The organism is Pseudomonas sp. MUP55, assembly GCF_034043515.1.
Lineage (GTDB): Bacteria > Pseudomonadota > Gammaproteobacteria > Pseudomonadales > Pseudomonadaceae > Aquipseudomonas.
In genome coordinates, this window is the sequence record NZ_CP138214.1 from 5,275,660 (window position 1) to 5,293,388 (window position 17,729).

The window sequence follows — 17,729 nt, forward strand, 5'->3', positions numbered from 1 at the left end:
CGATTAACCCTCTACACGCAGCATGTAGTAAGCCTTGTTGATCATCCCGCGATTCTCGGGAGTATCCTGGACTTCTACAGTGTGACCGATGCGACGCAGACCCAGACCTTTAACGCACAATTTGTGGTTAGGGATGCGGCCGGTCATGCTTTTGATCAGCGTTACTTTAACGGTAGCCATGATCAGAAGATCTCCTTGACAGTCAAGCCGCGCTTGGCAGCAATGGACTCAGGAGATTGCATAGCTTTCAAACCCTTGAAAGTGGCGTGAACCACGTTTACCGGGTTAGTCGAGCCGTAGCACTTGGCCAGAACGTTCTGAACGCCAGCAACTTCGAGGACAGCACGCATAGCGCCGCCAGCGATGATACCGGTACCTTCAGAAGCAGGCTGCATGTACACCTTCGAAGCGCCATGGGCGGACTTCATTGCGTACTGCAGAGTGGTGCCGTTCAGATCAACTTGGATCATGTTGCGACGAGCAGCTTCCATTGCCTTCTGGATCGCGGCAGGCACTTCACGTGACTTGCCACGGCCGAAGCCAACACGCCCTTTACCATCACCAACCACGGTCAACGCGGTGAAAGTGAAGATACGGCCGCCCTTAACGGTTTTGGCTACGCGGTTAACTTGAACCAGCTTCTCAATGTAGCCTTCGTCGCGCTTTTGGTCGTTATTTGACATAACTTAGAACTCCAGCCCAGCTTCACGAGCAGCATCAGCCAGCGCTTTAACGCGGCCGTGGTACTTGAAGCCAGAGCGGTCGAAAGCCACTTGCGAGACGCCCACGGCCTTAGCACGTGTAGCGACCAGCTGGCCAACCTTTGTGGCCGCGTCGATGTTGCCAGTGGCACCATCACGCAGTTCTTTATCCAAAGTCGAGGCGCTTGCCAGGACTTTGTTGCCGTCGGCCGAGATGACCTGGGCGTAGATATGCTGCGACGAGCGGTACACGCAGAGACGCACGACTTCGAGTTCGTGCATTTTCAGGCGTGCTTTGCGAGCGCGACGCAGTCGAGTAACTTTTTTGTCGGTCATTTGCTATGCCCTACTTCTTCTTGGCTTCTTTACGACGGACGACTTCGTCCGCGTAGCGCACACCTTTGCCTTTGTACGGCTCTGGTGGACGGAAGTCGCGGATCTCAGCGGCCACCTGACCTACCAGCTGCTTATCGATGCCCTTGATCAGGATATCGGTTTGGCTAGGGGTCTCAGCGGTGATGCCTTCCGGCAGTTCGTAATCCACTGGGTGCGAGAAGCCAAGGGCAAGGTTCAGAACCGTGCCTTTTGCTTGCGCTTTGTAACCAACACCGACCAGCTGGAGCTTACGCTCGAAGCCTTGGCTTACGCCTTGGACCATGTTGTTTACCAACGCACGCGTGGTACCGGCCATTGCGCGAGTTTGTTGATCGCCATTGCGAGCAGCGAAACGCAGCTCACCAGCTTCTTCAACGATCTCAACGGACGAATGGATGTTCAGTTCAAGAGTGCCCTTGGCACCCTTCACCGAAAGCTGTTGGCCTGCGAATTTGACTTCGACACCGGCTGGCAGCTTAACGGGGTTCTTAGCGACGCGAGACATGCTTATCCCCCCTTAGAACACAGTGCAAAGAACTTCGCCGCCGACACCGGCAGCGCGCGCAGCACGATCCGTCATCACACCTTTGTTGGTGGAGACGATAGACACGCCCAGACCGCCACGAACTTTCGGCAGATCTTCAGCGGACTTGTACTGACGCAGGCCTGGACGGCTAACGCGCTTCACTTCCTCGATGACCGAACGGCCTTCGAAGTACTTCAGCTCGATGGACAGCAACGGCTTGATTTCGCTGCTGATCTGATAACCCGCAATGTAGCCTTCGTCTTTCAGGACTTTGGCAACAGCTACCTTCAACTTGGAAGATGGCATGCTTACGACGGACTTTTCAGCCATCTGGGCATTACGGATACGAGTTAGCATGTCCGCTAACGGGTCCTGCATACTCATGGGCTAGACGCTCCTAATACACAAAAAATTAGCCTTGCGGCTACATATGTCACCGAGAATCTCCGAGCATAAAAAACACGGGCTCAGGCGAGCCGCGTATTTTAGACACACTCCGGAAATGAAACAAGCCCCAAAAGGGGCTTGTTCCAGATTCAAGGTCACCGGCGGTCAGTATCTTGCGATACCAACCGCCTTGACGCTGAAAGTGCTTACCAGCTGGCTTTAACCAGACCTGGTACGTCACCACGCATTGCCGCTTCACGCAGTTTGTTACGGCCGAGGCCGAACTTGCGATAAACGCCGTGTGGACGACCGGTCAGGCGGCAGCGGTTACGCATGCGCGAGGCGCTTGCGTCACGTGGCTGCTTCTGCAGAGCAACTGTAGCTTCCCAACGCGCTTCTGGACTTGCGTTCAGATCAACGATGATTGCTTTCAGTGCTGCACGCTTCTTGGCGTACTTGGCAACCGTGAGCTGACGCTTCAGCTCGCGGTTTTTCATGCTCATCTTGGCCATGGTCCTACTCCAATCAGTTGCGGAACGGGAATTTGAAAGCACGCAACAGGGCGCGACCTTCATCATCGTTCTTGGCAGTGGTGGTCAGGGTGATGTCCAGACCGCGGAGAGCATCGATCTTGTCGTAGTCGATTTCCGGGAAGATGATCTGCTCTTTCACGCCCATGCTGTAGTTACCACGACCATCGAAGGACTTGGCATTCAGGCCGCGGAAGTCGCGAACCCGAGGCAGGGAGATCGACAGCAGACGATCCAGGAATTCGTACATACGCTCACGGCGCAGAGTCACTTTGACGCCGATCGGCCAGCCTTCGCGGACTTTAAAGCCAGCGATGGATTTCCGAGCGTAAGTCACAACGACTTTTTGACCGGTGATCTTTTCCAGGTCAGCAACAGCGTGCTCGATGACTTTTTTGTCACCGACCGCTTCGCCCAAACCCATGTTCAGGGTGATTTTGGTAACGCGTGGAACTTCCATCACGTTCGAAAGCTTAAGTTCTTCCTTAAGTTTCGGTGCGATTTCTTTCCAGTAAATCTCTTTTAGTCGTGCCATGGTCTTCTACCTAGCAGTGTTCAAGCATCAACCGCTTTTTGGGTCGACTTGAAGACACGAATTTTCTTGCCATCTTCTACTTTGAAACCAACGCGGTCAGCCTTGTTGGTTTCGCCGTTGAAAATGGCGACGTTAGAAGCGTCCAGCGGAGCTTCTTTTTCGACGATACCGCCCTGCACGCCCGACATCGGGTTAGGCTTGGTATGACGCTTGACCAGGTTCAGACCGCCGATAACCAGACGGTTATTAGCGAGAACCTTAAGCACCTTACCGCGCTTACCTTTGTCTTTGCCGGCGATCACGATGATCTCGTCGTCACGACGAATCTTTTGCATGTCGGATCTCCTTACAGCACTTCTGGGGCGAGCGAGACGATCTTCATGAACTTCTCAGTACGAAGTTCACGGGTCACTGGCCCAAAGATACGGGTGCCGATAGGCTCTTGCTTGTTGTTCAGAAGAACAGCAGCGTTGCCATCAAAGCGGATAATGGAGCCATCAGCACGACGTACGCCGTGACGAGTGCGGACTACAACAGCAGTCATCACTTGGCCTTTTTTCACTTTACCGCGAGGAATTGCTTCCTTGACAGTAACCTTGATGATGTCACCGATACCAGCGTAACGACGATGGGAGCCACCCAGCACCTTGATGCACATAACGCGGCGAGCGCCGCTGTTATCGGCCACATCGAGCATGGATTGAGTCTGAATCATATAATTTCTCCGACCCCTAGTCCTTAGACTTCCACAGCGCGTTCGAGAACATCAACCAATGCCCAAGACTTGGTCTTGGCCAGCGGACGAGTTTCACGAATAGTGACTTTGTCGCCGATGTGGCACTGATTGGTTTCGTCGTGCGCGTGCAGCTTAGTCGAACGCTTAACATATTTACCGTAGATCGGGTGCTTAACGCGACGCTCGATCAAAACGGTGATGGTTTTGTCCATCTTGTCGCTGACAACACGGCCAGTCAGCGTACGGACAGTCTTTTCGGCTTCAGCCATGATCACTTACCTGCCTGCTGGTTGAGCACAGTCTTCACGCGAGCGATGTCACGCTTAACTTGCGAGAGCAGATGAGACTGCCCCAACTGGCCAGTTGCTTTCTGCATACGCAGATTGAACTGGTCGCGCAGCAGGCCGAGCAGTTGCTCGTTCAGCTGCTGTGCGGATTTTTCACGAAGTTCATTCGCTTTCATCACATCACCGTCCGTTTAACAAAGGCGGTGGCGAGCGGCAGCTTTGCAGCAGCCAGGGCAAAAGCCTCACGCGCCAGCTCTTCAGTTACACCCTCGATTTCATACAGGACTTTGCCTGGCTGAATCTGGGCTACCCAGTATTCCACGTTACCCTTACCTTTACCCATACGAACCTCGAGAGGTTTTTTGGAGATCGGCTTGTCCGGGAATACACGGATCCAGATCTTGCCGCCACGTTTAACGTGACGGGTCAGAGCACGACGCGCTGACTCGATCTGACGAGCGGTGAGACGACCACGAGCTACAGACTTCAGCGCGAACTCGCCGAAGCTGACTTTGCTACCGCGCTGAGCCAGACCACGGTTGTGGCCTGTCATCTGCTTGCGGAACTTCGTACGCTTAGGTTGCAACATTTGGCGTACCCCTTACTTAGCAGCTTTTTTACGAGGCGCTGGTGCTTGTGGTTTCAGTTCTTCTTGGCGACCACCAATTACTTCGCCTTTGAAGATCCAAACCTTTACACCGATCACACCGTAAGTGGTGTGAGCTTCGTAGTTGGCATAGTCGATGTCGGCACGCAGGGTGTGCAGTGGCACACGACCTTCGCGATACCATTCAGTACGTGCGATTTCAGCACCGCCGAGACGACCGCTCACTTGGATTTTGATGCCTTTGGCACCAATGCGCATGGCGTTCTGTACGGCGCGCTTCATAGCGCGACGGAACATGACGCGACGCTCCAGCTGCTGAGCTACGCTCTGCGCAACCAGCATACCGTCGAGCTCCGGCTTACGGATCTCTTCGATATTGATGTGCACAGGCACACCCATTTGCTTGGTCAGGTCCTGACGCAGTTTCTCAACATCTTCACCTTTCTTCCCGATAACGATACCTGGACGAGCGGTGTGGATGGTGATACGTGCAGTTTGTGCCGGACGATGGATATCGATACGGCTTACGGACGCGCTTTTTAGTTTGTCTTGGAGATACTCACGCACCTTCAGATCAGCGAACAAATAGTCCGCATAAGTCCGACCGTCTGCGTACCAGACGGAGGTGTGCTCCTTGACGATTCCCAGGCGAATGCCAATGGGATGTACTTTCTGACCCATCTCTTCGACTCCGTTACTTGTCAGCAACCTTGACAGTGATATGGCAAGACCGCTTGACGATGCGATCAGCACGGCCTTTGGCACGTGGCATGATGCGCTTCAGCGAACGCCCTTCGTTGACGAAAACGGTGCTGACCTTCAGGTCATCAACGTCTGCGCCTTCGTTATGCTCGGCGTTGGCTACGGCCGACTCCAGCACTTTCTTCATGATCTCGGCGGCTTTCTTACTGCTGAAAGCCAACAGGTTGAGCGCTTCGCCCACCTTCTTCCCGCGGATCTGGTCGGCGACCAAGCGGGCTTTCTGGGCGGAGATTCGAGCGCCCGACAACTTAGCGGCTACTTCCATTTCCTAACCCCTTAACGCTTGGCTTTCTTGTCTGCCACGTGCCCACGATAAGTGCGGGTACCGGCAAACTCGCCCAGTTTGTGGCCGACCATGTCTTCGTTAACGAGAACTGGGACGTGTTGACGACCGTTGTGTACTGCGATGGTCAGACCGACCATTTGTGGCAGGATCATCGAACGACGCGACCAGGTTTTAACTGGTTTGCGATCGTTCTTTTCCGCCGCCACTTCGATCTTCTTCAGTAGGTGAAGATCAATAAAAGGACCTTTTTTCAGAGAACGTGGCACTGTCGTATCCCTCTATTTACTTGCGACGACGGACGATCATTTTGTCGGTACGCTTATTACCACGAGTCTTCGCGCCCTTAGTCGGGAAGCCCCATGGCGATACCGGATGACGACCACCAGAGGTACGACCTTCACCACCACCGTGTGGGTGGTCAACCGGGTTCATGGCAACACCACGAACGGTTGGGCGAACGCCACGCCAGCGTTTGGCACCAGCTTTACCCAGCGAACGCAGGCTGTGCTCGGAGTTCGAGACTTCGCCCAGGGTCGCACGGCATTCAGCCAGTACTTTACGCATCTCACCAGAACGCAGACGCAGGGTCACGTAGACACCTTCACGAGCGATCAGCTGAGCCGAAGCACCAGCGGAACGAGCGATTTGCGCGCCTTTACCTGGCTTCAATTCGATGCCGTGTACGGTGCTACCAACTGGAATGTTGCGCAGTTGCAGAGCGTTGCCCGGCTTGATCGGCGCCAAGGCACCTGCGATCAGCTGGTCGCCAGCGCTCACGCCTTTAGGGGCGATGATGTAGCGACGCTCGCCATCTGCGTACAGCAGCAGAGCGATGTGAGCAGTACGGTTTGGATCGTATTCGATACGCTCGACAGTGGCAGCGATGCCATCTTTGTCGTTGCGACGGAAATCGACCAGACGATAATGCTGCTTATGGCCACCACCGATGTGACGAGTGGTAATACGACCATTGTTGTTACGACCACCAGACTTCGATTTCTTCTCGAGCAGCGGTGCGTGAGGAGCGCCTTTATGCAGCTCCTGGTTGACCACCTTGACCACAAAACGGCGGCCAGGGGAAGTCGGTTTGCATTTAACGATTGCCATGATGCACCCCTTCCTTACTCAGCACTGCTGCTGAAATCGAGATCTTGGCCTGGCTGAAGGGAGATAACTGCCTTCTTCCAGTCATTACGCTTGCCCAGACCGCGAGCAGTGCGCTTGCTCTTACCCAGAACATTCAGGGTAGTAACACGCTCTACTTTCACGCTGAACAGGCTTTCGACGGCCTTCTTGATTTCCAGCTTGGTTGCGTCAGTTGCAACCTTGAAAACGAACTGGCCTTTCTTGTCAGCCAGAACCGTAGCCTTTTCGGAAACGTGCGGGCCAAGCAGAACTTTAAATACGCGTTCCTGGTTCATCCCAGCAGCTCCTCGAATTTCTTCACGGCCGACACGGTGATCAACACCTTGTCGTATGCGATCAGACTAACTGGATCGGAACCTTGCACGTCACGTACATCAACGTGTGGCAGGTTACGAGCAGCCAGGTACAGGTTCTGATCAACAGCTTCAGACACGATCAAAACGTCGGTCAGGCTCATGTTGTTCAGTTTGCCCAGCAGATCTTTGGTTTTTGGACTTTCAACAGCGAAGTCCTGAACCACGACCAGACGATCAGTACGCACGAGTTCAGCAAGGATGGAGCGCAGAGCTGCGCGGTACATCTTCTTGTTGAGCTTCTGAGAGTGATCCTGTGGACGAGCTGCGAAAGTGGTACCACCGCCACGCCAGATTGGGCTACGGATAGTACCGGCACGAGCACGGCCAGTACCTTTCTGACGCCAAGGGCGCTTACCGCCACCACGTACGTCGGAACGGGTCTTTTGCTGCTTGCTACCTTGACGGCCGCCGGCCATGTAGGCCACGACTGCTTGGTGAACCAGCGTCTCGTTGAATTCGCCGCCAAATGTCAGTTCGGAAACTTCGATCGCTTGAGCGTCATTTACATTTAATTGCATGTCAGCTTCCCCTTAACCGCGAGCCTTGGCCGCTGGACGTACAACCAGGTTGCCGCCAGTAGCGCCAGGAACAGCACCCTTGACCAACAACAGATTGCGTTCAGCGTCGACGCGCACTACTTCGAGGGACTGCACGGTCACGCGCTCAGCGCCCATATGACCGGACATTTTTTTGCCCTTGAATACACGACCAGGAGTCTGGCACTGGCCAATAGAGCCCGGGACGCGGTGGGAAACGGAGTTACCGTGAGTGTTGTCTTGACCACGGAAATTCCAACGCTTGATCGTACCCTGGAAGCCTTTACCTTTGGACTGACCGGTTACATCAACCAGTTGACCAGCAGCGAAGATTTCAGCGTTGATCAGATCGCCAGCCTGGTAGTCGCCGTCTTCAAGACGGAACTCCATGACGGTGCGACCAGCTGCAACGTTTGCTTTAGCGAAGTGACCTGCTTGAGCAGCAGTCACGCGCGAAGCACGACGCTCGCCGACAGTGACTTGCACTGCACGATAGCCATCGGTTTCTTCAGTTTTGAACTGGGTGACGCGATTCGGTTCGATCTCAATGACCGTGACCGGAATGGAGACACCTTCTTCGGTGAAAATACGGGTCATACCGCATTTACGACCGACTACACCAATAGTCATGTTGTAAACCTCATGAGTGTACGGGGCTTTCACCCGCTATGGCCGCCCATTTCAGAGCGTTACACGACTAAGACCCAAGTCTTAGCCGAGGCTGATCTGTACTTCCACACCGGCCGCCAGATCGAGCTTCATAAGTGCATCAACGGTTTTATCCGTTGGCTGGACGATGTCCAGTACGCGCTTATGAGTACGGATCTCGTACTGGTCACGCGCGTCTTTGTTGACGTGCGGGGAGACCAGAACGGTGAACCGCTCTTTACGGGTAGGCAGTGGAATTGGACCACGCACTTGAGCACCAGTACGTTTCGCGGTTTCCACGATTTCCTGGGTGGATTGGTCGATCAGGCGATGGTCAAAAGCCTTCAACCTGATACGGATTTGCTGATTTTGCATTGGATTTCAGACTCCGGCTGCTATTCCCAGCGAGCGCAATACGCCCGTTAAAAGGAGGCGCAATTCTATAGACGCCCCAGATAGGTGTCAACCCAATAAAAAAGGCCCCCGCTAAGCGGAGGCCTTTTCAAAAAACCGAGCTATCTCAGAAGAGATAATTACTCGATGATTTTAGCTACAACACCAGCACCAACGGTACGGCCGCCTTCACGAATTGCGAAGCGCAGACCGTCTTCCATTGCGATGGTTTTGATCAGGGTAACTTCCATTTGGATGTTATCGCCTGGCATTACCATTTCAACGCCTTCTGGCAGCTGGCAGTTACCAGTCACGTCAGTAGTACGGAAGTAGAACTGAGGACGGTAGCCCTTGAAGAACGGAGTGTGACGACCGCCTTCTTCCTTGCTCAGAACGTAAACTTCTGCGGTGAACTTGGTGTGCGGCTTAACCGAACCTGGCTTAACCAGAACCTGGCCACGCTCAACGTCGTCACGCTTGGTACCACGCAGCAGAACGCCGCAGTTCTCGCCAGCACGACCTTCGTCGAGCAGCTTGCGGAACATTTCAACACCGGTGCAGGTGGTGGTGGTGGTGTCACGCAGACCAACGATTTCCAGCGGATCTTGAACGCGAACGATACCGCGCTCGATACGACCGGTAACAACAGTACCACGACCGGAGATCGAGAATACGTCTTCGATTGGCATCAGGAACGGCTTGTCGGTCAGACGAACTGGCTCTGGGATGTAGCTGTCCAGAGTTTCTACCAGACGCTTAACAGCGGTGGTACCCATTTCGTTGTCGTCTTTGCCTTCCAGAGCCATACGAGCAGAACCGATGATGATCGGAGTGTCGTCGCCTGGGAAGTCGTAAGTGCTCAGCAGATCGCGCACTTCCATCTCAACCAGTTCCAGCAGCTCAGCGTCGTCTACCAGGTCAGCCTTGTTCAGGAAAACCACGATGTACGGAACGCCTACCTGACGGGACAGCAGGATGTGCTCACGGGTTTGTGGCATCGGACCATCAGCGGCCGAGCAAACCAGGATCGCGCCGTCCATCTGGGCAGCACCGGTGATCATGTTCTTCACATAGTCAGCGTGACCTGGGCAGTCAACGTGAGCGTAGTGACGAATCGAAGAGTTGTACTCTACGTGCGCGGTGTTGATGGTGATACCACGAGCTTTTTCTTCTGGAGCGCTGTCGATTTTATCGAAATCAACGACTGCAGAACCGAAAACTTCGGAGCAGACGCGAGTCAGAGCTGCGGTCAGAGTGGTTTTACCGTGGTCAACGTGACCGATGGTGCCAACGTTGACGTGCGGTAGGGAACGATCAAATTTTTCTTTAGCCACGACAATTAACTCCTTGCCTAAAGGACTGAATCAGCCTTGTTTTTTGGATACAGTTTCAGCGATGTGCGCCGGAGCTGTGTTGTATTTTTTGAATTCCATAGAGTAGCTTGCGCGACCCTGAGACATGGAACGAACGTCGGTCGCATAACCGAACATCTCGCCCAACGGAACCTCGGCGCGAATCACTTTGCCGGAAACCGTGTCTTCCATACCCAAGATCATGCCGCGACGACGGTTAAGGTCGCCCATGACATCACCCATATAGTCTTCAGGTGTAACAACTTCTACCGCCATGATTGGCTCAAGCAACTCACCACCGCCCTTCTGGGCCAGTTGCTTGGTTGCCATGGAAGCAGCCACCTTAAACGCCATCTCGTTGGAGTCGACGTCGTGGTAAGAACCGTCAAAAACGGTTGCTTTCAGGCCGATCAGCGGATAGCCGGCAACAACACCGTTCTTCATCTGCTCTTCGATACCCTTCTGGATAGCAGGGATGTATTCCTTAGGAACAACACCACCTACTACTTCGTTCACGAATTGCAGACCTTCCTGACCTTCGTCAGCAGGAGCAAAACGGATCCAGCAGTGACCGAACTGACCACGACCGCCGGATTGACGAACGAACTTGCCTTCGATTTCACAGTTCTTCGTGATGCGCTCACGATAGGAAACCTGAGGCTTACCGATGTTGGCTTCGACGTTGAACTCACGGCGCATCCGGTCAACCAGGATGTCCAGGTGCAACTCGCCCATGCCGGAGATGATCGTTTGACCAGTCTCTTCATCAGTCTTGACGCGGAAAGATGGATCTTCCTGAGCAAGCTTGCCCAGAGCGATACCCATTTTTTCCTGGTCATCCTTGGTCTTTGGCTCTACGGCAACCGAAATAACCGGCTCCGGGAAGTCCATGCGAACCAGGATGATTGGCTTGGCAGCGTCGCACAAAGTCTCACCAGTGGTGACGTCCTTCATGCCGATCAGGGCCGCGATGTCACCAGCGCGCACTTCCTTGATCTCTTCACGGGCGTTTGCGTGCATTTGCACCATACGACCCACGCGCTCTTTCTTGCCCTTGACCGAGTTGATCACGCCGTCGCCGGAGGCCAACACGCCCGAGTAAACGCGGACGAATGTCAAGGTACCCACGAATGGGTCGGTAGCAATCTTGAACGCCAGAGCCGAGAACGGCTCGCTGTCATCGGCGTGACGCTCCATCTCTTCTTCCTCGTTATCAGGGTTGGTACCCTTGATAGCAGGAATGTCGGTTGGAGCAGGCAAGTAGTCGATAACGGCGTCGAGAACCAGGGGAACACCCTTGTTCTTGAAAGAAGAACCGCAAACAGCCAGGACGATTTCACCAGCGATAGTACGCTGACGCAGAGCGGCCTTGATCTCCACGTTGGTGAGTTCTTCACCCTCGAGGTACTTGTTCATCAGCTCTTCGCTGGCTTCGGCAGCAGCCTCAACCATGTTGTTGCGCCACTCGTCAGCCAGCTCCTGAAGCTCTTCAGGGATAGGCTTACGAACAGGAACCATACCTTTATCGGAATCGTTCCAGTAGACCGCTTCCATGTTGATCAGATCGATCTGACCCTGGAAGTTGTCTTCGGAACCGATAGCCAACTGGATAGGCACCGGAGTGTGACCCAGACGCTGCTTGATCTGACCGATCACGCGCAGGAAGTTGGCGCCAGCACGGTCCATCTTGTTTACGTAAACAAGACGTGGAACGCCGTACTTGTTGGCTTGACGCCATACGGTTTCCGACTGAGGCTCAACACCCGAGGTACCACAGAACACAACGACAGCGCCGTCGAGTACACGCAGGGAACGCTCAACTTCAATGGTGAAGTCTACGTGGCCCGGGGTATCGATTACGTTGAAGCGGTGCTCGTCCTTGTACTGCTTCTCGGAACCTTTCCAGAAGGCGGTAATAGCAGCAGAAGTAATGGTAATACCACGCTCCTGCTCCTGAACCATCCAGTCTGTGGTCGCGGCGCCGTCATGCACCTCGCCCATTTTGTGACTTTTGCCGGTGTAAAACAGTACGCGCTCGGTGGTGGTGGTTTTACCAGCATCCACGTGAGCGACGATACCGATATTACGGTAGCGGCTAATCGGAGTAGTACGAGCCATAAAGCCCTCGCAAAATTAGTGAAGCTAAAATTAGAAGCGGTAGTGCGAGAAAGCTTTGTTGGCTTCAGCCATACGGTGCACGTCTTCACGCTTCTTAACAGCAGCACCTTTACCTTCAGCAGCGTCCAACAGTTCGCCGGCCAAACGCAGGGCCATAGACTTCTCGCCGCGCTTACGGGCGAAGTCTACCAACCAGCGCATTGCCAGAGCGTTACGACGGGACGGGCGAACTTCAACCGGAACCTGGTAAGTAGCACCGCCTACACGGCGCGACTTCACTTCGACCAGCGGAGCGATGGCGTCGAGAGCTTTCTCGAAGATTTCCAGGGGGTCGCTGTTCTTGCGTTCTTTAACCTTTTCCAGCGCGCCATAAACGATACGCTCGGCAACGGCTTTCTTGCCGCTTTCCATCACGTGGTTCATGAACTTGGCCAGAATTTGGCTTCCGTATTTTGGATCGTCAAGCACTTCGCGCTTGGCTGCTACGCGTCTTCTTGGCATGGATAAGCCCTCAAACGGTCTTCAGGTTCGCTCGGAATCGGTGCCCTTTCGGGACGCCTCCGACCTTACTCTTATCGACTCAGAAAATAAGATGATTCAGGTTTACAAAAAGCCGCTACTACTTAGGCTTCTTGGTACCGTACTTCGAACGACCCTGGTTACGACCTTTAACGCCGGAAGTATCCAAGGAGCCACGTACGGTGTGGTAACGAACACCTGGCAAGTCTTTTACACGACCGCCGCGGATCAGTACCACGCTGTGCTCTTGCAGGTTGTGGCCTTCACCGCCGATGTACGAGGAAACCTCGAAACCGTTGGTCAGACGCACACGGCATACTTTACGCAGTGCCGAGTTAGGTTTTTTCGGCGTGGTGGTATACACACGGGTGCATACGCCACGACGTTGCGGGCAGTTCTGCAGCGCAGGCACGTCGGATTTCTCGACGATACGCTTACGCGGCTGACGTACCAGCTGGTTGATAGTTGCCATCTACTAGCTCCACTGTTGTCTTGCGACGCTATTGTCTTGCAAGAAAAGCAAAATGGCAGGAACGAATTCCCGCCAAATTTAGGGGTACAAGAGTCTAAAGAGGATCTTGTCCCCAGTCAAGGCAAGGCCCCGACCTCCCCTCCCGTCGAACCGGGGCATAAATGCCTCGATCCGACGAATGGGGTTGCCAGGGCCCGGACTTATTTATCGCAGAACTCAGTTACCGCTTGAGTTCAGCGCTTCGGTCAGTGCAGCTTCCACTTCACTGGCGCTCACGCGCAACGGCTTGTCAGCATCACGGCGGCGCTTACGCTCGCTGTGGTAAGCCAAACCGGTACCAGCCGGGATCAAACGACCCACGACCACGTTTTCTTTCAGGCCGCGCAGATAATCGCGCTTGCCGGTTACCGCTGCTTCGGTCAGTACTCGAGTGGTCTCCTGGAAGGAGGCCGCCGAGATGAACGACTCAGTGGACAACGACGCCTTGGTGATACCCAGCAGCACACGAGTGAACTTGGAAACGAATTTCTCGTCGTTCGCCAGGCGCTCGTTTTCCACCAGTACGTGAGTCAGTTCCATCTGGTCGCCCTTGATGAAACTGGAATCGCCGGATTCAGCGATTTCAACTTTACGCAGCATCTGACGCAGGATGGTCTCGATGTGCTTATCGTTGATCTTCACGCCTTGCAGACGGTAAACGTCCTGGATCTCGTTCACGATGTACTTGGCCAGCGCACTTACACCCAGCAGACGCAGGATGTCGTGTGGATCGCTCGGGCCGTCGGAGATAACTTCGCCGCGATTTACCTGTTCGCCTTCGAAGACGTTCAGGTGACGCCACTTCGGAATCAGCTCTTCGTACGGATCGGTACCGTCGTTCGGGGTGATGACCAGACGGCGCTTACCCTTGGTCTCTTTACCGAACGCGATGGTTCCGCTGACTTCAGCCAGAATCGACGCTTCTTTCGGACGACGAGCTTCGAACAAGTCGGCAACCCGCGGCAGACCACCGGTAATGTCTCGAGTTTTCGAAGTTTCCTGCGGGATACGCGCGATAACATCACCGATCGCGATCTTCGCACCGTCCGCTACGCCGACCAGGGCGTTGGCTGGCAGGAAGTACTGAGCGATTACGTCAGTGCCTGGCAGCAACAGATCCTTGCCGTTGTCGTCGACCATCTTCACGGCAGGACGGATGTCTTTACCGGCAGCTGGACGATCTTTCGCGTCGAGTACTTCAATGTTGGTCATACCGGTCAATTCGTCAGTCTGACGCTTGATCGTGATGCCTTCTTCCATGCCCACGTAGGTCACGGTACCTTTCATTTCGGTAACGATTGGGTGAGTGTGCGGATCCCACTTGGCCACGATTGCGCCAGCGTCGACCTTGTCACCTTCCTTCACCGAGATCACAGCACCGTACGGCAGCTTGTAACGCTCACGCTCACGACCGTAATCGTCAGCGATTGCCAGCTCACCGGAACGGGACACGGCAACCAGGTGGCCATCCACTCGCTCAACGTGCTTGAGGTTGTGCAGACGGACAGTACCGCCATTTTTGACCTGAACGCTGTCGGCTGCGGAGGTCCGGCTTGCCGCACCACCAATGTGGAACGTACGCATGGTCAGCTGGGTACCCGGCTCACCGATGGACTGGGCAGCGATAACGCCGACCGCTTCACCGATGTTTACCTGGTGACCACGAGCCAAATCACGACCGTAGCACTTGGCGCAGATGCCGTAGCGGGTTTCGCAGCTGATCGGCGAGCGAACGATCACTTCGTCGATGCTGTTGAGCTCGATGAACTCGACCCACTTCTCGTCTACCAGAGTGCCGGCAGGAACGATAACTTCCTCGGTACCCGGCTTGAATACGTCACGGGCAATAACACGACCCAATACGCGCTCACCCAGTGGCTCTACAACGTCACCGCCTTCAATGTGCGGAGTCATCAGCAGGCCATGCTCGGTGCCGCAATCGATCTCGGTTACAACCAGATCCTGGGCAACGTCTACCAGACGACGTGTCAGGTAACCGGAGTTAGCGGTTTTCAACGCGGTATCCGCCAGACCCTTACGAGCACCGTGAGTGGAGATGAAGTACTGAAGTACGCTCAAACCTTCACGAAAGTTCGCGGTAATCGGCGTTTCGATGATGGAACCGTCCGGCTTGGCCATCAGGCCACGCATACCGGCGAGCTGACGGATCTGCGCAGCAGAACCCCGTGCGCCCGAGTCGGCCATCATGTACATCGAGTTGAAAGACTCTTGGTCAACTTCGTCGCCGTGACGGTCGATGACTTTCTCTTTCGAGAGGTTGGCCATCATCGCCTTGGAAACTTCGTCGTTCGCCTTGGACCAAAGGTCGATTACTTTGTTGTACTTCTCGCCCTGGGTTACCAGGCCGGAGGCGTACTGGCTCTCGATCTCTTTCACTTCGTCAGTGGCGGCACTGATGATGCGGGCTTTTTCATCCGGGATAACGAAGTCGTTAACACCGATGGAAACGCCGGAAATGGTCGAATAAGCAAAACCTGTGTACATCAGCTGGTCAGCGAAGATCACGGTCTCTTTCAAACCAACCACGCGGTAGCACTGGTTGATCAGCTTGGAGATCGCTTTTTTCTTCATCGGCAGGTTGACGACGTCGTACGAAAGGCCTTTTGGCACAACTTGATACAACAGTGCACGGCCGACAGTGGTGTCGACAATACGGGTGTTGCTCACGCTGCCGCCGTCGCGGTCGTTGACGGTTTCGTTGATCCGCACTTTGACCTTCGCGTGCAGTGCGGCTTCACCGGCACGGAACACACGGTCAACTTCCTGCAGGTCAGCGAACACACGACCTTCGCCTTTAGCGTTGATCGCTTCACGGGTCATGTAGTACAGACCCAATACAACGTCCTGCGACGGAACGATGATTGGCTCACCGTTGGCTGGCGACAGAATGTTGTTGGTCGACATCATCAACGCACGCGCTTCCAACTGGGCTTCCAGTGTCAGCGGTACGTGCACGGCCATTTGGTCGCCGTCGAAGTCGGCGTTGTACGCAGCACAGACCAGAGGGTGCAGCTGGATAGCCTTACCTTCGATCAGTACCGGTTCAAACGCCTGGATACCCAGACGGTGAAGGGTCGGTGCACGGTTGAGGAGAACCGGGTGTTCGCGAATCACTTCGGCGAGAACGTCCCAAACCTCTGGCAGTTCGCGCTCGACCATTTTCTTGGCCGCTTTGATGGTGGTCGCGAGACCGCGCATTTCCAGCTTGCCGAAGATGAACGGTTTGAACAGCTCGAGTGCCATCTTCTTAGGCAGACCGCACTGGTGCAAACGCAGGGTCGGGCCTACGGTAATTACCGAACGACCGGAGTAGTCAACACGCTTACCGAGCAAGTTCTGACGGAAACGACCTTGCTTACCCTTGATCATGTCAGCCAAGGATTTCAGAGGACGCTTGTTCGAACCGGTAATAGCGCGACCACGACGACCGTTGTCGAGCAGAGCATCGACAGCTTCCTGCAACATACGCTTTTCGTTGCGCACGATGATGTCCGGAGCGGACAGATCAAGCAGGCGCTTCAAGCGGTTGTTACGGTTGATCACGCGGCGGTACAGGTCGTTGAGGTCGGACGTCGCGAAACGACCACCGTCCAACGGTACCAGCGGACGCAGGTCTGGCGGCAGAACCGGCAGAACGGTCAGCACCATCCACTCTGGCAGGTTGCCGGAACCCTGGAAGGCTTCCATCAACTTCAGACGCTTGGACAGCTTCTTGATCTTGGTTTCGGAGTTGGTTTGCGGAATTTCTTCGCGCAGGCGGCCAATCTCGTGCTCCAGGTCGATAGCGTGCAGCAGCTCACGGACAGCTTCGGCACCCATGCGGGCATCGAAGTCGTCACCGAACTCTTCCAGCGCTTCGAAGTACTGCTCGTCGTTGAGCAACTGACCTTTTTCAAGGGTGGTCATGCCTGGATCGATAACGACATAGCTCTCGAAGTAGAGAACGCGTTCGATATCACGCAGGGTCATGTCCATCAGCAAGCCGATACGGGACGGCAGCGACTTCAGGAACCAGATGTGAGCAACCGGCGAAGCCAGTTCGATGTGCGCCATGCGCTCACGACGAACCTTGGCCAGTGCGACTTCAACGCCACACTTCTCGCAGATCACACCACGGTGCTTCAAGCGCTTGTACTTACCGCACAGGCACTCGTAATCCTTAACCGGGCCAAAGATCTTGGCGCAGAACAGGCCGTCACGCTCAGGTTTGAACGTACGGTAGTTGATGGTTTCCGGCTTTTTAACTTCACCGAACGACCACGAACGGATCATCTCAGGCGATGCCAGTCCAATACGGATGGCGTCGAACTCTTCGACTTGACCCTGGTTTTTCAGCAAATTCAGTAGGTCTTTCAAGGCCTTTCCTCCTGGCGGAGCAGAGAGCGGGCTAAGCTGCC

Annotated in this window: 25 protein-coding genes; all 25 read right to left on the reverse strand. The window is 54.7% G+C overall.

Going from position 1 to position 17,729, the window contains the following annotated elements; genetic code table 11:
- Positions 1 to 3 precede the first annotated feature (3 nt).
- Positions 4 to 180, reverse strand: a complete 177-nt coding sequence (rpmD, locus tag SC318_RS23780; protein WP_003176408.1) for a 50S ribosomal protein L30 — start codon at positions 178 to 180, stop codon at positions 4 to 6.
- A 2-nt stretch (positions 181 to 182) separates the two neighbouring features.
- On the reverse strand, positions 183 to 683 hold the full coding sequence (gene rpsE / locus SC318_RS23785) for a 30S ribosomal protein S5 (protein WP_003176409.1): 501 nt from the start codon (positions 681 to 683) through the stop codon (positions 183 to 185).
- Between the two features lie 3 nt (positions 684 to 686).
- Positions 687 to 1,037: a 50S ribosomal protein L18 gene (gene rplR / locus SC318_RS23790; protein WP_017135964.1), complete on the reverse strand. Its 351-nt coding sequence runs from the start codon at positions 1,035 to 1,037 to the stop codon at positions 687 to 689.
- 10 nt (positions 1,038 to 1,047) lie between these two features.
- On the reverse strand, positions 1,048 to 1,581 hold the full coding sequence (gene rplF, locus SC318_RS23795; protein ID WP_003176412.1) for a 50S ribosomal protein L6: 534 nt from the start codon (positions 1,579 to 1,581) through the stop codon (positions 1,048 to 1,050).
- A gap of 12 nt (positions 1,582 to 1,593) precedes the next feature.
- On the reverse strand, positions 1,594 to 1,986 hold the full coding sequence (gene rpsH / locus SC318_RS23800) for a 30S ribosomal protein S8 (RefSeq protein WP_003176413.1): 393 nt from the start codon (positions 1,984 to 1,986) through the stop codon (positions 1,594 to 1,596).
- A 209-nt stretch (positions 1,987 to 2,195) separates the two neighbouring features.
- Positions 2,196 to 2,501, reverse strand: a complete 306-nt coding sequence (gene rpsN, locus SC318_RS23805) for a 30S ribosomal protein S14 (protein ID WP_003176414.1) — start codon at positions 2,499 to 2,501, stop codon at positions 2,196 to 2,198.
- 13 nt (positions 2,502 to 2,514) lie between these two features.
- Positions 2,515 to 3,054 (reverse strand): 50S ribosomal protein L5, encoded by a 540-nt coding sequence (rplE, locus tag SC318_RS23810; protein WP_003176415.1) that lies wholly within the window; start codon positions 3,052 to 3,054, stop codon positions 2,515 to 2,517.
- 20 nt (positions 3,055 to 3,074) lie between these two features.
- Positions 3,075 to 3,389: a 50S ribosomal protein L24 gene (gene rplX / locus SC318_RS23815; protein WP_003176416.1), complete on the reverse strand. Its 315-nt coding sequence runs from the start codon at positions 3,387 to 3,389 to the stop codon at positions 3,075 to 3,077.
- Positions 3,390 to 3,400: 11 nt separating this feature from the next.
- The gene (gene rplN, locus SC318_RS23820; RefSeq protein WP_002555479.1) at positions 3,401 to 3,769 is read right to left on the reverse strand and encodes a 50S ribosomal protein L14; all 369 of its coding nucleotides are present in this window, start codon (positions 3,767 to 3,769) and stop codon (positions 3,401 to 3,403) included.
- Between the two features lie 23 nt (positions 3,770 to 3,792).
- The gene (gene rpsQ, locus SC318_RS23825) at positions 3,793 to 4,059 is read right to left on the reverse strand and encodes a 30S ribosomal protein S17 (protein ID WP_003176419.1); all 267 of its coding nucleotides are present in this window, start codon (positions 4,057 to 4,059) and stop codon (positions 3,793 to 3,795) included.
- 2 nt (positions 4,060 to 4,061) lie between these two features.
- A complete protein-coding gene (gene rpmC / locus SC318_RS23830; RefSeq protein ID WP_002555481.1) occupies positions 4,062 to 4,253 on the reverse strand; it encodes a 50S ribosomal protein L29 in 192 nt (63 codons plus the stop codon).
- Positions 4,253 to 4,666 carry a 50S ribosomal protein L16 gene (rplP, locus tag SC318_RS23835; RefSeq protein ID WP_003232424.1) on the reverse strand — a complete coding sequence of 138 codons (414 nt, stop codon included), beginning with the start codon at positions 4,664 to 4,666 and terminating at the stop codon, positions 4,253 to 4,255. Before rplP ends, rpmC begins: the two co-directional genes overlap by 1 nt.
- A gap of 12 nt (positions 4,667 to 4,678) precedes the next feature.
- Positions 4,679 to 5,365, reverse strand: a complete 687-nt coding sequence (gene rpsC, locus SC318_RS23840; protein WP_003176422.1) for a 30S ribosomal protein S3 — start codon at positions 5,363 to 5,365, stop codon at positions 4,679 to 4,681.
- Between the two features lie 13 nt (positions 5,366 to 5,378).
- Entirely contained in the window at positions 5,379 to 5,711 is a 333-nt protein-coding gene (gene rplV, locus SC318_RS23845) for a 50S ribosomal protein L22 (RefSeq protein WP_003103908.1), read from the reverse strand.
- 11 nt (positions 5,712 to 5,722) lie between these two features.
- Positions 5,723 to 5,998: a 30S ribosomal protein S19 gene (gene rpsS / locus SC318_RS23850; RefSeq protein ID WP_002555486.1), complete on the reverse strand. Its 276-nt coding sequence runs from the start codon at positions 5,996 to 5,998 to the stop codon at positions 5,723 to 5,725.
- Positions 5,999 to 6,014: 16 nt separating this feature from the next.
- Positions 6,015 to 6,839 carry a 50S ribosomal protein L2 gene (gene rplB / locus SC318_RS23855; RefSeq protein ID WP_003186055.1) on the reverse strand — a complete coding sequence of 275 codons (825 nt, stop codon included), beginning with the start codon at positions 6,837 to 6,839 and terminating at the stop codon, positions 6,015 to 6,017.
- A 14-nt stretch (positions 6,840 to 6,853) separates the two neighbouring features.
- On the reverse strand, positions 6,854 to 7,153 hold the full coding sequence (rplW, locus tag SC318_RS23860) for a 50S ribosomal protein L23 (protein ID WP_002555488.1): 300 nt from the start codon (positions 7,151 to 7,153) through the stop codon (positions 6,854 to 6,856).
- Entirely contained in the window at positions 7,150 to 7,752 is a 603-nt protein-coding gene (rplD, locus tag SC318_RS23865) for a 50S ribosomal protein L4 (protein WP_003176424.1), read from the reverse strand. Before rplD ends, rplW begins: the two co-directional genes overlap by 4 nt.
- A 12-nt stretch (positions 7,753 to 7,764) precedes the next feature.
- Complete coding sequence (gene rplC / locus SC318_RS23870) at positions 7,765 to 8,400, reverse strand: 50S ribosomal protein L3 (RefSeq protein WP_003194649.1); 636 nt, start codon at positions 8,398 to 8,400, stop codon at positions 7,765 to 7,767.
- 81 nt (positions 8,401 to 8,481) lie between these two features.
- Positions 8,482 to 8,793 carry a 30S ribosomal protein S10 gene (gene rpsJ / locus SC318_RS23875; RefSeq protein WP_003186070.1) on the reverse strand — a complete coding sequence of 104 codons (312 nt, stop codon included), beginning with the start codon at positions 8,791 to 8,793 and terminating at the stop codon, positions 8,482 to 8,484.
- A gap of 158 nt (positions 8,794 to 8,951) precedes the next feature.
- Entirely contained in the window at positions 8,952 to 10,145 is a 1,194-nt protein-coding gene (tuf, locus tag SC318_RS23880; protein ID WP_135291761.1) for an elongation factor Tu, read from the reverse strand.
- Positions 10,146 to 10,175: 30 nt separating this feature from the next.
- The gene (gene fusA / locus SC318_RS23885; RefSeq protein WP_320428686.1) at positions 10,176 to 12,281 is read right to left on the reverse strand and encodes an elongation factor G; all 2,106 of its coding nucleotides are present in this window, start codon (positions 12,279 to 12,281) and stop codon (positions 10,176 to 10,178) included.
- Positions 12,282 to 12,311: 30 nt separating this feature from the next.
- Positions 12,312 to 12,782, reverse strand: a complete 471-nt coding sequence (rpsG, locus tag SC318_RS23890) for a 30S ribosomal protein S7 (RefSeq protein WP_002555493.1) — start codon at positions 12,780 to 12,782, stop codon at positions 12,312 to 12,314.
- Between the two features lie 118 nt (positions 12,783 to 12,900).
- Complete coding sequence (rpsL, locus tag SC318_RS23895; protein WP_002555494.1) at positions 12,901 to 13,272, reverse strand: 30S ribosomal protein S12; 372 nt, start codon at positions 13,270 to 13,272, stop codon at positions 12,901 to 12,903.
- Positions 13,273 to 13,488: 216 nt separating this feature from the next.
- Positions 13,489 to 17,688 (reverse strand): DNA-directed RNA polymerase subunit beta', encoded by a 4,200-nt coding sequence (gene rpoC / locus SC318_RS23900; RefSeq protein ID WP_320428687.1) that lies wholly within the window; start codon positions 17,686 to 17,688, stop codon positions 13,489 to 13,491.
- Positions 17,689 to 17,729 lie beyond the last annotated feature (41 nt).

What these genes read in the sequence shown, in the direction of transcription:
- rpmD (WP_003176408.1), bottom strand. Translation starts at nt 180, where the DNA reads ATGGCTACCGTTAAAGTAACGCTGATCAAAAGCATGACCGGCCGCATC.
- rpsE (WP_003176409.1), bottom strand. Translation starts at nt 683, where the DNA reads ATGTCAAATAACGACCAAAAGCGCGACGAAGGCTACATTGAGAAGCTG.
- rplR (WP_017135964.1), bottom strand. Translation starts at nt 1,037, where the DNA reads ATGACCGACAAAAAAGTTACTCGACTGCGTCGCGCTCGCAAAGCACGC.
- rplF (WP_003176412.1), bottom strand. Translation starts at nt 1,581, where the DNA reads ATGTCTCGCGTCGCTAAGAACCCCGTTAAGCTGCCAGCCGGTGTCGAA.
- rpsH (WP_003176413.1), bottom strand. Translation starts at nt 1,986, where the DNA reads ATGAGTATGCAGGACCCGTTAGCGGACATGCTAACTCGTATCCGTAAT.
- rpsN (WP_003176414.1), bottom strand. Translation starts at nt 2,501, where the DNA reads ATGGCCAAGATGAGCATGAAAAACCGCGAGCTGAAGCGTCAGCTCACG.
- rplE (WP_003176415.1), bottom strand. Translation starts at nt 3,054, where the DNA reads ATGGCACGACTAAAAGAGATTTACTGGAAAGAAATCGCACCGAAACTT.
- rplX (WP_003176416.1), bottom strand. Translation starts at nt 3,389, where the DNA reads ATGCAAAAGATTCGTCGTGACGACGAGATCATCGTGATCGCCGGCAAA.
- rplN (WP_002555479.1), bottom strand. Translation starts at nt 3,769, where the DNA reads ATGATTCAGACTCAATCCATGCTCGATGTGGCCGATAACAGCGGCGCT.
- rpsQ (WP_003176419.1), bottom strand. Translation starts at nt 4,059, where the DNA reads ATGGCTGAAGCCGAAAAGACTGTCCGTACGCTGACTGGCCGTGTTGTC.
- rpmC (WP_002555481.1), bottom strand. Translation starts at nt 4,253, where the DNA reads ATGAAAGCGAATGAACTTCGTGAAAAATCCGCACAGCAGCTGAACGAG.
- rplP (WP_003232424.1), bottom strand. Translation starts at nt 4,666, where the DNA reads ATGTTGCAACCTAAGCGTACGAAGTTCCGCAAGCAGATGACAGGCCAC.
- rpsC (WP_003176422.1), bottom strand. Translation starts at nt 5,365, where the DNA reads ATGGGTCAGAAAGTACATCCCATTGGCATTCGCCTGGGAATCGTCAAG.
- rplV (WP_003103908.1), bottom strand. Translation starts at nt 5,711, where the DNA reads ATGGAAGTAGCCGCTAAGTTGTCGGGCGCTCGAATCTCCGCCCAGAAA.
- rplB (WP_003186055.1), bottom strand. Translation starts at nt 6,839, where the DNA reads ATGGCAATCGTTAAATGCAAACCGACTTCCCCTGGCCGCCGTTTTGTG.
- rplW (WP_002555488.1), bottom strand. Translation starts at nt 7,153, where the DNA reads ATGAACCAGGAACGCGTATTTAAAGTTCTGCTTGGCCCGCACGTTTCC.
- rplD (WP_003176424.1), bottom strand. Translation starts at nt 7,752, where the DNA reads ATGCAATTAAATGTAAATGACGCTCAAGCGATCGAAGTTTCCGAACTG.
- rplC (WP_003194649.1), bottom strand. Translation starts at nt 8,400, where the DNA reads ATGACTATTGGTGTAGTCGGTCGTAAATGCGGTATGACCCGTATTTTC.
- rpsJ (WP_003186070.1), bottom strand. Translation starts at nt 8,793, where the DNA reads ATGCAAAATCAGCAAATCCGTATCAGGTTGAAGGCTTTTGACCATCGC.
- fusA (WP_320428686.1), bottom strand. Translation starts at nt 12,281, where the DNA reads ATGGCTCGTACTACTCCGATTAGCCGCTACCGTAATATCGGTATCGTC.
- rpsG (WP_002555493.1), bottom strand. Translation starts at nt 12,782, where the DNA reads ATGCCAAGAAGACGCGTAGCAGCCAAGCGCGAAGTGCTTGACGATCCA.
- rpsL (WP_002555494.1), bottom strand. Translation starts at nt 13,272, where the DNA reads ATGGCAACTATCAACCAGCTGGTACGTCAGCCGCGTAAGCGTATCGTC.